We start from the raw sequence: 12699 nt of genomic DNA on the forward strand, positions 1-12699 counted from the left end.
GTTATGAAAAAAAGATTCGTTCAATTTTCTTTTGTAGTACAGTATCTAAAGATTTTACAAACCCTGCAAATTCATCAGTAGAAATCATATGAGTAAGAACGAGTCGTCTGCCGTCTGGTGTTTCACCGCATAAGACGAATGAAGAAAATTCATATGTTTTGTTTTCTACTACTAATTTTGGATAGGAGTACGTGTCGCTTTTCTTCTTCTTTCCATCAATAGAGATGATGTTGCATTTTTTCTCATTGTTGTCCATGGTGATCCCTCCTTTCTATTACTTATGGTAGACAAGGAGGGTTTAGAACAATAGAGAAGGGGGAATTTTTATGTCTGTTGTAATAGAATGTATTTCGAAAGAAGCTATACCGAAATCTTTATTGTTAATTGCCGATCCGAGTGAACGGCAAATTAATACATATGTGCAAAGAGGATTAACATATGTAGCTAAGCAAGAGGACCGAGTTGTCGGTGTATATGTTCTTTTGGAAACAAGGCCGAAGACGATGGAAATTATGAATATTGCGGTTGTAGAGTATATGCAAGGTAAAGGTATTGGAAAGAAGCTATTGAAGCATGCTGTAGAAACTGCTAAAGGATATGGTATGTCTAAACTTGAAGTTGGTACGGGTAATTCTAGTGTTTCACAGCTTGCCTTATATCAAAAATGTGGATTTCGTATTTTTTCTATTGATTTTGATTACTTTTCGAAGCATTATGAAGAAGAGATTATTGAAAATGGGATTGTATGTCGCGATATGATTCGGCTTGCAATGGAATTGAATGAGAAAGTATAACTTATTTATTAGGGGGAAGAGAAGATGGAAGTACATAAAGCAATTACAGCACATTCTCGTAAACAAAATGAAAGTGTAAAAGCATGTTTACAATTAGATGCGCAGCGTGAAGCAGCTATTGAAGCAGCCGTATCTCTTGCGTCAAATGGGAAAGAATTTTCGGTTGATGTCATTAATACGGTAACAAAGCAAATTAATGATCTTGCAAAAAATGGCGTTGCACTGCAACGTAAATTTGTTACAAAAGATATGGTTATGGAGTATGTAAGTCGTTTGCAAGAGAAAGAAGGTCGTTAAAGATGATTGTTACAGTCGAATGGTTACGTGAGCATATAGAAGATGAGAACGTCCGTATAATCGATTGTCGGTTTGATTTAGCGAATCCTAATTGGGGTAGAGAAAAGTATGAGGAAGAACATATCCCTCATGCGTTATATTTTGATTTAAATTTAGATTTATCAAGTCCTGTAACAGAACATGGTGGCCGTCATCCATTACCGAATATTGAAGAGTTTGCAGACAAGCTTTCGCAAGCTGGTATTGATGAACATACGACAGTAATTGCGTATGACAGTCAAGCTGGCGCAAATGCTTCTCGTTTATGGTGGTTACTCCGTTATGTAGGACATGAGAAAGTATATATATTAGACGGTGGATTTCCTGCTTGGAAAGAGAATGGATTACATATAACAGCGGAAGTGCCTGTTGTTATACGAAAAACATTCAGAGCAAATATACAAGACCATATGCTTGTATCGATGGAAACGGTCAGAGAAAATATCCATGCAGGTGTAGATGTTACGTTAATTGATTCTAGAGAACCGAGACGTTATGCTGGTGTAGAGGAACTTGTTGACCATAAAGCGGGACATATTCCGACAGCAGTAAACTATTTTTGGAAGGATGGAGTGCTAGAATCAGGACAATTTAAAAATGAAGCTGAGCAACAAGAGCGATTCCAAAACCTTTCGAAAGATAAGGAAACAATTGTGTATTGTGGTTCTGGTGTTACAGCGTGCCCAAATATCCTTGCACTGAAAGTAGCTGGATTCCAAAATGTTAAATTGTATGCAGGTAGCTGGAGCGATTGGATTTCTTATCCAGAAAATCAAATTGCAAAAGAAGAAGATTAATCACTTGCATGCGAAAATAATTTGTATTAAAATAAGGTCACAAGCAAGAGATTGCTCGAAAAAGATTGTATTTTACACATTGGAAACAATGTGATAATATAACGACAAGTAAATAATACATCCTGCGGTGTACGTAACTTATTTATGTCTAAAACCGATGTTAGTTATACGGAAGCTCAATATTTAGCGACCATCATCAAGCCTTCCTTGTGGAGGAAGATGTACGGTAACTGTGAGGGCATCCACCTGCGAGTAGCGGGTTTTTGGACATTTACGAGGAGCGGCACGTGCGGGGGTCTTATTTCAACTAAACTTATATACAATTCCTACGGTGTACGTAGCTTATGCATGTCTTAAACCAATAAGTATAATACGGAAGTTCAATATTTAAATGTAGCTAACAGGCCATCTTTTTAAGAGGGAAGTTACAAACATTTGTGAGAGCATCCACCTGTGAGAGCAGGTTTATGGACATCTAGAGAGAACGGCATATGTGGGGCTATATAAAAACCTTACGTTTTATACGTAAGGTTTTTTTGTTGCATAAAAATATCGATATTATCTTGATTCACCTGTGAAGTTTCCATAATAAATATAACACTTTCTGTCTTCATCAATCTCTCTTGAATCTAAGGTGAACTCCATATGCATGCCGTCTCGTTGAATATATATAATATCTGAATGAAGGGATGGTAAAATTTCTTCATAGTTCCATACATCTTTACTATCAACTATGCTTGAACTCGTTTCTCTTAGTTCTCTAATTTCAAAACCTATATGGGAGTATGTAGGATCTGAAGGATCATTTGCAAAAACTTCTTTTTGAATATATATAACTGCTGTTCCGTCTGGATCTACCGACGTTGCAGTAACAACATATGTATTTTTCTCTTTAATAAAATATTCACAAGTCATGCGTGCGACGATTTCAGAGTTAGAAATATTTGCGTAGTTCCATAAAGCAGGATACCCTTTCGTTTCATCATTGAGCCGATATTCTAAGCGCATTTTATCCCTCTTCTTCCTTTTTCTTCTACTTTATCATGGCTTCTTATATAATAGAAATATAATTTAAAAAGGGGAGTGCGAAGGTGACAAAAACGAAATGGCTAGTAGGTAGTGTTTTAACGTCTTTAATGACTGGAACCTTATTTGGCTGCGCGCAAGATATTCCCCCCGAACCGAATGATAATAGTTGTTCTGATTGGGATTGGGATGATGAACTTGGGGTATGGCAGTGTGATGATAGCAGTTCAGGTTATCGAGGACATTACTTCTATGGCGGGAAATACTATCAAAATAAATCCACTTTTAAAAATTCATCAGCGTTTAAATCGTATCAATCGTCTGCGGAATTTAAAGGGGGAATTGGAAGCGGTTCAAAAGGAGGATATGGAGGCTAAAATATGTCGCAATACACAAGGGAACGAAAAGGGTTTTATTCGAAATATCCGAATTTTTGGTCGGATTTGTATGGATGTGAGTATAGTTTGTTTCATGTTTTTCCAATAACAGTTCACACTATGAAACAATTACAACTAGCGACTGAACGCATGGGGAAAATATTTTTTAAGACTGCTAGACTTCTGCGGACTTTATGTGACGATCAGCTTCTTGAACTTGGATTTCCTCCTGCGAGCTTACCTTTCATTAGAATGAAAGGGCTGTATCCTGAATCTGTTATTTCACGATTTGATTTCGTCTTAACGGGTGATAACCAAATTAAAATGCTTGAATTTAACAGCGATACACCAACTTTTATTATGGAGTGCTTTCAAATGAATGGGGAAATTTGTGAAGAATTAGGCTATGATGATCCAAACTTGGGCCAAGAACGATTACTTTCTTCTGGTGTTACAAAAGCCGTAATGGAAGCAATAAAGGGAATAGACAATCCAAATGTTGTTTTTACAGCACATCACGAACATATAGAGGATTGGAATACGACGGTGTATTTGAGTCAGCTATGCCATGTTGAAAATAAAGTGGTGCCAATGTCAGAACTTAGAATTACAAAGGATGCTTTAGTGGATAGGGATGGAGTGCAGATTGATGTTTTATATCGCCAAACATATCCGGTAGAAGATTTAGTTGAGGATCAAGATCCTGAAACAGGAGATTTAGTAGGTGTGGAACTGCTGCAACTTGTAAAAGCCGGAAAGCTTTTTATTATAAATCCTTTGTCAGCTTTCTTACTTCAGCCAAAATCAATTCAGTGTCTTATTTGGGGATTAGCAGAAGAAGAGGCTTTTTATACACGTGAGGAACAACAGTGGATTAAAGAATATATGTTACCTACATATTTAGAACCAGATTTATTTTTAGGAAAAGGTTCTTTTGTTCAAAAACCTTCATTTGGTAGAGAAGGTGATACAATTACAATTCGCGATAAAGATACGAATATTATGAGTCGAAATGTACATGAAACATATAAAACGTCATTACCGATATTTCAAAAGTATACAGAGCTTCCGATCGTATGTATGGAAACTGAAAAAGGAATGGAGAAACTATCGTATGTGTTTGGGGCGTTTTTAATTGCTGGAAAAGCAAGTAGTATCGGTATACGTGCTGGAGAAAAGATTACAGGCAATGAATCGTATTATTTACCAGTAGGTATGAAGAAAGGGGAAAATAAATGATTAATTTTTTACTATACTTAGCAGTATCACTCGTACTTTTATGTATCGGTCTGTTCCTTATGGAAGTGACAACGAAAGTAAAAGAGTTTAAGCTAATGGCCCAGGGGAACAAGGCGGTAAGTTATGTACTTGGAGGAAGGGTACTCGGGCTAGCTATTGTTTTATATTCGACAGCAGCTAATTCAACTTCACTTCTTGATATGGTTTCGTGGGGAGCTGTTGGTATTTTGGCTCAAATTATTGTCTTTTATTTAGCTGAGTGGCTTACACCACGCTTTAATATAAATAAAAGTCTCGAAGAAGATAATCAAGCAGTCGGCCTATTTCTTATGTTTTTATCACTTTCAATCGGTGTTGTAATTGCTGGTTGTGTAACTTACTAAAAACTTACGTTTTACACGTAAGTTTTTTTCGTTCGTTAACTTGTACTATATATGAAAAAATAGGCTAACAACAGAGATGGCTCTGCTGTAATAAGGAAAAGTTTCCATACAAAGTGTTGACATCTATTTTAAATAAGAGTAACATTTTCTATGTAATGAAATAAGTCTCTGTTAGGTGAGGCTCCTGTATAGAGAAATGCTACTGCCCAAAAATGTCGAGAGACGCCAATGGGTCAACAGGAATGATCGAATTAAGGTTTTTCTTAACGTAGCTGGTAATGAACCTATGCTATACAGTGCTAAAACTCGACGAGGGAGAGGTCCGTAGATTTCTAATTATATTAGGAATCGCTTATTTGTGTATGTAATGACCTTTGCTCTCTTATGAGTAAGGGTCTTTTTTGTTACAAATCTATGAGTAATTTCATAGTATAGATTATAACTATAAAATAAACGAGGAGGTGAGGAACATGTCAAATTCTGACTCGGTTCCGTTACCCATATACTTCAAATCAAAATTATATGATGTAGGCAGGAAACGACTTGTTCCTCCCTCTATATTTATCATAATGTAGCGTATATATATTTAAGCGCTAAACACTTTCACGATAAAGTGGATAAATCGAGAAACAAAGCGTTTCTTCCTATGTTGTAAAGGAGGAGACGATAATATGTTATATGCAAACAAAACTGTGGGTAACACGTCATATAAATTAAGTAAAAAATCAATGAAAGAACAAACAATGCTTCAAAAAAATAAAGATTTATTAATTGAAATCGCAACAAGAGATGTAAAATCTGTGTTTGCGTATTTTAAAACAACAAGAGACGGATTATCTATGAAAGAGGCGCAAAAACGTATTCAAGTATACGGCCGAAATGAACTTACTTCAAAAAGAGCACTACTTGCAGAAGTAATGATGAAATTAAGCGGAATGATTCCAGGCCTTTCAAAACAACATGTGCGTGATGGATTACAATGCGAAAAAATTACTGTGTCTAGAGTAGAATGTTCTAGTAGCACAGGGCTAAACACTGAACTGAAAATGATGGATATACCAGTACAAGAGCTTGTACCTGGAGATATGATTTTTCTTTCAGCTGGAGATACAGTACCAGCTGATGTACGTATCATTTATGCAAATGATTTATTAGTAAATGAGTCTGTGCTAACGGGAAACGACGCGAGTATAGAGAAATTTGAGAGTTGCTATCATCTTGAACGTAAACGATTTATTCCATTAAAACGGATGAAAGATTATAATCCACTTGAACTGGAAAATGTATGTTTCAAAAGTACGTATATTGTTAGTGGAAATGCAAAGGCTGTAGTTGTTTCAACTGGAAAAAATACGTATTCAGGAATATTGCATATTTGTTGTAGTAGATCGTCTTAATGTGTGAATGATGCTAAATATACAAAAACAATGTATAATAGACAAAGTTGAACAAAAACGTAGAATGGTAATCTATTTATATAACCTTACGTGATAACGTGAGGTTATTATTTTTTTTAGTAGGAGAGGAATTATGAAAAAAGTATTATTAGTTGATGGTATGGCACTATTATTTCGTGCTTTTTACGCAACAAGTGTTTACGGACAATTTATGAAACGACAAGATGGTACCCCGACGAACGGGATTCATGGTTATATGAAGCATTTATTAACAGCTACGCAAGCGATCGAACCAACGCATATCGTAACGTGCTGGGATATGGGAAGTACAACATTTAGAACGGAATCGTTCTCAAATTATAAAGCGAATCGTGCAGCGCCGCCAGAAGAATTAATTCCGCAATTTGATTTAGTACAAGAAATGACTGCGAAATTATCTATTCCGGTCATCGGTATGAAAGGTTATGAAGCAGACGATTGTATCGGTACACTTGCAAAACAATATTGTAATGAAGCGGATGTTTATATTTTAACTGGCGATACAGATTTACTTCAACTTGTTGATAAGAATGTTACAGTTATGCTTCTGCGCAAAGGAATTGGAAATTATGAGTATTACACACCAGAGAGAATTATGGAAGAGAAAGGTGTAGAACCGTGGCAAATCGTCCATGCGAAAGCGTTCATGGGAGATACGAGTGATAACTATCCAGGTGTAAAAGGCATCGGTGAAAAAACAGCGTATAAGCTTGTTCAAGAGTATGGGACAGTATCAGCTGTACTAGAAAACGTAGCATCATTAACGAAAGCGCAGCGTACAAAGATTGAAAGTGATTTAGAGAATTTAAATATTTCATTACAATTAGCACAAATTCACTGTGAAGTTCCAATTTCATGCTCATTAGAAGAAGGGTTACACACAATGGACGTAGAAAAACTTAGATTCGTTTGTGAAGAAATGAATTGGGGAAGACCTGAAATATTAATAAATATGTTATAAGAAGTAGAAAGGCCGATTAAATATTTTTAATCGGCCTTTCTTTTTGTTCACAAAGTTGTCAGAAAATAAACGGGATTTTCATATAAAGTTCAAATGGAATTCACAACAATCAATTATTATAAGAACAACCAGATAATTCTTTATCTTTTATATAAACCATCCCCCAAGGAGGAAAATGAAAATGCGAAAAAAAGTGAGAAAATCCTTTAAACAATTATTAATAGAAAATAAACAATCACTACTAACTAATAAGGAAAATATGAAAGAAATTGAAGAACGGATTGAGAAACGACATGTAGCATATAACGGAGCCAATAATTAAATAAAATAAAGAAAGATAGCCTATGTGGGCTATCTTTCTTTATTTTATATTAAAAACAAATACTTAAAATAAACGCTACTTTTCTTATAGTATTTTTATAAAATAGCAAGGTATATTTATAGTGTTTTTCTGCCAATATTTCTCATTTTCCGAGGTTGGAATTGGTATATACCAATTGTGAGGATTTACTATTCATAATATTACAAAAAATGTTACAATACATTCAAATTTACTATATAAAATCATTTTAATATGAAAAATTGGAATGAAAAGAAAGGAGAGGAATATGAATAATGGTGTCGCTTTGAAATGATTATTATCATTTCATTAGGAGTTGATGTAAAACGATGGAAAGGTATAAAGAACTGGATTCTATAAGAGGAATTTCATCATTGATAGTAATGGTTGGTCATCATTTAATGATTTTCTCAGCATTTCAAAATTACAGTTATGAAAATAATAAACCATTTGTTGTATATCTATTAAAAGAAACGCCTGCTCGTCTTATTTTTAGTAGTGGTAACGAATCTGTTATTATCTTTTTTGTTTTGAGTGGATTTGTTTTGTATGAATCCATTCAAAAAAACTACAATAGCTATGGATCATACCTTTTAAAACGTATATCCAGAATATATATCCCATACATTGTAGCAATAATTATAGCTATTATATGCAAGACTACGATCAGTGAATATGGTCTTTCTTATTTTAGTGAATGGTTTAATCGCTCATGGACGATTGAAAGTTCTTCAAGTCTAATAGCACAACATATTTTATTGGTTGGGAAATATAATACTGATGCGTATAATGGTGTGATTTGGTCTCTTGTGCATGAAATGCGAATATCAATGATTTTTCCGTTAGTATTAATGGTTTGTTTACGAAAAACAGTTCGGTATTCATTACTATCCTTGTTTAGTTTTAGTATATGCTCTGTTGCGGTAGTATTTTTATTTCACTCGAGTTTAACATTAACAAGCTATGCATTAACGCTGCATTACACAGTGCTGTTTTTACTAGGAGCACTAGTTGCGAAGTATAAAAAAAAATTAATCATTTTTTATAGTAATTGTACTAAAAATAATAAGATTGTATGGCTTTTATTTGCGATTTTGCTTTATATGTATGAAGGGCTTATTGGAGAAATTGACGTGCTCAATAATTTTATATTTCGAGACTACGTAGTAGCGATAAGTGCATGTCTATTTGTCATATTAAGCTTGTCAGTATCAACTTTGTCAGCCTTGCTACGTAATAAATACTTGTTATATTTAGGGGAGATTTCGTACAGTCTTTATTTATACCACACTATATCTTTATTTTCCCTTGTATACATGCTCCATGAAATATTCCCGTTACCTATTGTTTTAATTTTGTCGTTTATTCTTTCGTTTATACTTGCAACGATTTCATATTTATTTGTAGAAAAATTTGCTTTCAGAGTTGGGAAGTATGTAACAAAGCAAGCAAATGTAGAGAAGAAAGAGTTATCTGTACAAAATGACTTACAGGATGTTATTCAGACAAAGGCGGTGAAATAATTGAAGCAAGAAATGAGTATAAAAGATTTTCAACAGCTATTGAAAAGAAGATTCGTAACAATTATTTTAACAATGTGTTGTTTAACCGCTTCTTTAGTTCTTATCTCTATGTATGTGTTAAAGCCGTCATATCAATATTCAATACAAATTCTTGTTGGGAATTTAGATGGGTTTAATAAGGAGAATTCAACAAATAAAACACAAGAAAATAAGCAACTCGTAACATCTTACGTAGATATATTAAAAAGTCCTCTCATTATTTCAACCGTTAAAAAGAATTTAAATTTAGAACAATCAAGTTATGAACTAGCACAAAAAATTTCGGTGGTAAATACTGATAACTCACAAATAGTTACTGTTACAGTAAAAGATTCTAATCCTAAAGTTGTAAAGGATATTGTAAAAACATTGGCGGAGCAATCTCAAAAAAGTTTTCAGCAGTATACGAATGTACAAGGAGTAAAAATATTAACTGATCCAGAGCTAAAGGAAAATGCTGAAAAATTATTTCCGAAATTTCAACTTATCATCCCTATCTCTTTAATTGTTAGTTTATTTATTGGTATTGGTTTAGCTGTACTTCGAGATTATTTTGATGAGCGTATATACGTGGAACAAGATTTAGAGAAAATAACAACCGTTTCTGTTATTGGTCACATAAATATGAAGGCGAAAAGAAAATCCTCAGAAGTTGAAACGCAATCGTCTATATATCGAGGTGAACATATTGATATTTAAAACAAAAAAACAGTTACAGTTCAATCCGCATGATGATGTGATGAAAGAGCAATTTTTTACTGTATATCATGAACTGAAAAAATCAGGAAAACAAGTATTTACAGTCAGTTCGACGAAGGACAGAGGTGTTGTTGCCTCTCTTATAGTAAATTTTGGGTTTGTTTTTGCAGAAATGAAGAAAAAAGTGTTACTTGTCGATATGAATTTTTCAGATCCTAAGCTGCATTTACTATTACAAAAAAAACATGTGACAACGGTAAACGATATACTAAGCCCTTCTACTTTAAATTATGAACCTTTTGCTAGTAGTTTTTCTAAATACTTATATTGTATTCCCGCAAAAAAAACCGTACATACTGGAACGCCCTTAGTTACTATGGATGAATTTGATAATGTAATTGCAAAGTGGAAAGAAGATTTTGATTATATTTTCTTTTATTCATCCGAAGTATTTGCGCTTCCTGCTACGTATATAATTGCGGAGAAATGTGATGGAGTAATCTTGGCGGTCAAAAAAAGAAAAGACTCACTGAAAATGGTGGAAAAAGTAATAGCGGACATAAAGCGGAAAGAATGTGAATTAATAGGTATAGTTTTATATTCTTGAATATGGGGGTAACGATCCATGATTCGTGAAACTAATCAAGCTAAGTTGTATACTGTTCCGGCTCAAGAAAAGAATAATATTTTGAATCGAAGTGTAAAACGTTTGTTTGATATAATATTTTCACTCATATTGTTACTAGTAACGATACCAATTATGTTGTTCTTTTGTGTGATGATTATTTTAGAAACATCAGGGGCTCCACTCTATCTTCAAGATCGTTTAGGTATTAATGGGAAGAAGTTTAAGGTCTTTAAATTAAGGTCCATGGTAAATGATGCGGAAAAGAACGGACCGCAATGGGCAAGTGAAAATGATCCAAGAATTACAAAGGTTGGATTATTTATTAGAAAAACGAGAATTGATGAATTACCACAACTTATAAATATATTAAAAGGTGATATGTCCTTTGTTGGACCTAGACCAGAGAGAGAGTATTTTTATAAACAATTTGATGCGTATATTCCAGAGTTCAAGGAACGTTTATTGGTAAAGCCGGGATTAACAGGATGGGCGCAAATAAATGGAGGGTATAATCTTGATCCGGAAGAAAAGTTGAAATTGGATATGGAATATATTGAACTGAAAACGATGAGGATGGACATTCGTATTTTATGTAAGACTGTTTTAATTGTATTAAATGGTAATGGTGCAAGATAAATATACATTTAAACAAACAACATATGTAAGTAGGTTACAAACAAAGGAGAACTGGTATGGGTAGATCTCTTCTAAACAATATTATCCATCTATTTTATAGTACGATTTTAGCTAACCTCCTCCAAGCGGTGAGCTTAATTGCTTTAGCGAATTTCTTTAATGCACAACATTATGGGATGTTTAGTGTTGCCATAGCAGTGACGTTTGTTATGTTATTTTTTACAGATTTAGGGCTTAGTAATACATTCCTTCGTGAAGGTGCAAAGGATGGAGTAGATATAAGAACGATTTTATCTTCGTATATAAAAATAAGAATGGTTTTACTTACTTGTATTACTATAATTGGTTATATTGTTATTCATTATGTGTATGAGGATAGAAATTTAATTTATATGATGATAAACGTAATGTTTTTAATGTTAGTAGGACTAACGTGGCAAAATATAGGGATTGCTTATTTTCAGCTAACAGAACGTATGAAATATATAGCGCTTATTAAAGTTGTATCGGCATCTGTGGTCATCATAATTACATGTTTTTGTATTTTCGGAGATTTACCGGTTTATGTAACGGCTCGTTTATATGGATTTGGTTATTTAATTGGTGGTATATTCAGCATATATGTAATGAAAAGAAAGACGAATATTAGTATGAACATCGTAATTCATAAAGCGTTATTTTGGCAATTAACGCCTTTTATTGTTAGTGGTTTTTTAATAATGAGTACGCCGCAATTAGCACCAATCTTACTCAATTACACATTGCCATTAAGTATGGTTGGGATCTTTGCAGTTGCTTATCGAATGCCAGCAGCGTTATATCAAGTACCAGGGGTAATTGCAGGCGCGTTTTTTCCAGTACTATTTAAACATTATAATCAAAATAATTTAGAAGAGCATACGAAATTAAACCTGTTTCAAATCAAATCAATGACAATTGTGGGAATATGTATGACGATAGGTTTATATAATTTAGCGCCATATTTTATTTCTATATTTTTTCATGAGGAATGGAGTAGTGCAGTAGAGCCGCTCCAAATATTATCATTTCTTATTGTTTTACAAAGCTTAAATATCGCTATCGCTGATGGATTAACAACGAGTGGATGTCAAAATAAGAGAACTGCAGTGCAGTGTATAGCATTAGTGATAGGTGGGACTATGCTTTATAGCTTTAGTAGTATTGGTGGAGTGATAGGAGCGGCTTACGCTATGGTTTTATTTGAGATCGTGGCTTTAGTTGGGTATATAGCAGTAAGTGCAGTGAAGAAAAAAATTGTATTCCAAATTGTAATACCTTATACAATTTACTTTGGCGTAACCTTTATTGGTGTGCAATATATATTGCGTACATACAACTTGATTGCACTGGTTCTTCATACGTTAATCGTAGTAGTTGGCATATTTCTATATGATCATGAGTTAAAAAAACTTCTTTTTTCGTTTGTAAGAAAAAAGAAGTTTATTACAAAGCAGGGGATATAGT

General features: G+C 33.8%; 16 protein-coding genes, 2 other RNA genes and 1 riboswitch. Of the genes, 16 read left to right on the forward strand and 2 right to left on the reverse strand.

Annotated features, from left to right (window positions below):
• Position 1: 1 nt before the first annotated feature.
• Complete coding sequence (locus MR065_RS14980) at positions 2–256, reverse strand: DUF3931 domain-containing protein (protein ID WP_097902264.1); 255 nt, start codon at positions 254–256, stop codon at positions 2–4.
• 70 nt (positions 257–326) lie between these two features.
• Here MR065_RS14980 and MR065_RS14985 point away from each other — a divergent pair, with 70 nt between their 5' ends.
• The 5 genes from MR065_RS14985 to ssrS (MR065_RS15005) all read left to right on the forward strand — a co-directional run bounded on the left by MR065_RS14985 (position 327) and on the right by ssrS (MR065_RS15005) (position 2431).
• The gene (locus MR065_RS14985; RefSeq protein ID WP_242214198.1) at positions 327–794 is read left to right on the forward strand and encodes a GNAT family N-acetyltransferase; all 468 of its coding nucleotides are present in this window, start codon (positions 327–329) and stop codon (positions 792–794) included.
• A gap of 24 nt (positions 795–818) precedes the next feature.
• On the forward strand, positions 819–1091 hold the full coding sequence (locus MR065_RS14990; RefSeq protein ID WP_242214199.1) for a YpbS family protein: 273 nt from the start codon (positions 819–821) through the stop codon (positions 1089–1091).
• Positions 1092–1093: 2 nt separating this feature from the next.
• Positions 1094–1927 carry a sulfurtransferase gene (locus tag MR065_RS14995; RefSeq protein WP_242214200.1) on the forward strand — a complete coding sequence of 278 codons (834 nt, stop codon included), beginning with the start codon at positions 1094–1096 and terminating at the stop codon, positions 1925–1927.
• Positions 1928–2043: 116 nt separating this feature from the next.
• Positions 2044–2226, forward strand: a non-coding RNA gene (ssrS, locus tag MR065_RS15000) — 6S RNA.
• 21 nt (positions 2227–2247) lie between these two features.
• Positions 2248–2431: non-coding RNA, 6S RNA (ssrS, locus tag MR065_RS15005), on the forward strand.
• Positions 2432–2485: 54 nt separating this feature from the next.
• On the opposite strand, the gene MR065_RS15010 is transcribed toward ssrS (MR065_RS15005), so the two are convergent.
• Complete coding sequence (locus tag MR065_RS15010; RefSeq protein ID WP_097902260.1) at positions 2486–2935, reverse strand: hypothetical protein; 450 nt, start codon at positions 2933–2935, stop codon at positions 2486–2488.
• Positions 2936–3018: 83 nt separating this feature from the next.
• On the opposite strand from MR065_RS15010, the gene MR065_RS15015 reads away from it, so the two are divergent.
• The 11 genes from MR065_RS15015 (at position 3019) to MR065_RS15065 (ending at position 12698) form a co-directional block, all read left to right on the forward strand.
• Positions 3019–3330, forward strand: a complete 312-nt coding sequence (locus MR065_RS15015) for a hypothetical protein (protein WP_097902259.1) — start codon at positions 3019–3021, stop codon at positions 3328–3330.
• A gap of 3 nt (positions 3331–3333) precedes the next feature.
• On the forward strand, positions 3334–4569 hold the full coding sequence (locus tag MR065_RS15020) for a glutathionylspermidine synthase family protein (RefSeq protein ID WP_242214201.1): 1236 nt from the start codon (positions 3334–3336) through the stop codon (positions 4567–4569).
• Entirely contained in the window at positions 4566–4952 is a 387-nt protein-coding gene (locus MR065_RS15025) for a DUF350 domain-containing protein (protein ID WP_097902257.1), read from the forward strand. The genes MR065_RS15020 and MR065_RS15025 overlap by 4 nt, the downstream gene beginning before the upstream one ends.
• A 160-nt stretch (positions 4953–5112) precedes the next feature.
• Positions 5113–5278: riboswitch (M-box (ykoK) riboswitch) on the forward strand.
• Between the two features lie 345 nt (positions 5279–5623).
• Positions 5624–6349: a P-type ATPase actuator domain-containing protein gene (locus tag MR065_RS15030; RefSeq protein ID WP_242214202.1), complete on the forward strand. Its 726-nt coding sequence runs from the start codon at positions 5624–5626 to the stop codon at positions 6347–6349.
• A 133-nt stretch (positions 6350–6482) separates the two neighbouring features.
• Positions 6483–7349 carry a 5'-3' exonuclease gene (locus MR065_RS15035; RefSeq protein WP_242214203.1) on the forward strand — a complete coding sequence of 289 codons (867 nt, stop codon included), beginning with the start codon at positions 6483–6485 and terminating at the stop codon, positions 7347–7349.
• 181 nt (positions 7350–7530) lie between these two features.
• Positions 7531–7671 carry an FbpB family small basic protein gene (locus MR065_RS15040; RefSeq protein ID WP_001228050.1) on the forward strand — a complete coding sequence of 47 codons (141 nt, stop codon included), beginning with the start codon at positions 7531–7533 and terminating at the stop codon, positions 7669–7671.
• Between the two features lie 347 nt (positions 7672–8018).
• A complete protein-coding gene (locus MR065_RS15045; RefSeq protein ID WP_242214204.1) occupies positions 8019–9212 on the forward strand; it encodes an acyltransferase family protein in 1194 nt (397 codons plus the stop codon).
• On the forward strand, positions 9213–9950 hold the full coding sequence (locus MR065_RS15050) for a YveK family protein (RefSeq protein ID WP_242214205.1): 738 nt from the start codon (positions 9213–9215) through the stop codon (positions 9948–9950).
• Positions 9937–10557, forward strand: coding sequence for a CpsD/CapB family tyrosine-protein kinase (locus MR065_RS15055; RefSeq protein WP_242214232.1), 621 nt, complete (start codon positions 9937–9939; stop codon positions 10555–10557). The genes MR065_RS15050 and MR065_RS15055 overlap by 14 nt, the downstream gene beginning before the upstream one ends.
• An 18-nt stretch (positions 10558–10575) precedes the next feature.
• Positions 10576–11214: a sugar transferase gene (locus tag MR065_RS15060; RefSeq protein ID WP_242214206.1), complete on the forward strand. Its 639-nt coding sequence runs from the start codon at positions 10576–10578 to the stop codon at positions 11212–11214.
• A gap of 56 nt (positions 11215–11270) precedes the next feature.
• Complete coding sequence (locus tag MR065_RS15065) at positions 11271–12698, forward strand: oligosaccharide flippase family protein (protein ID WP_242214207.1); 1428 nt, start codon at positions 11271–11273, stop codon at positions 12696–12698.
• The last annotated feature ends 1 nt before the right edge of the window (position 12699 follow it).

Origin of the sequence: Bacillus cereus group sp. BfR-BA-01383 (genome assembly GCF_022663495.1) — a bacterium.
Taxonomy (GTDB): domain Bacteria; phylum Bacillota; class Bacilli; order Bacillales; family Bacillaceae_G; genus Bacillus_A; species Bacillus_A cereus_AU.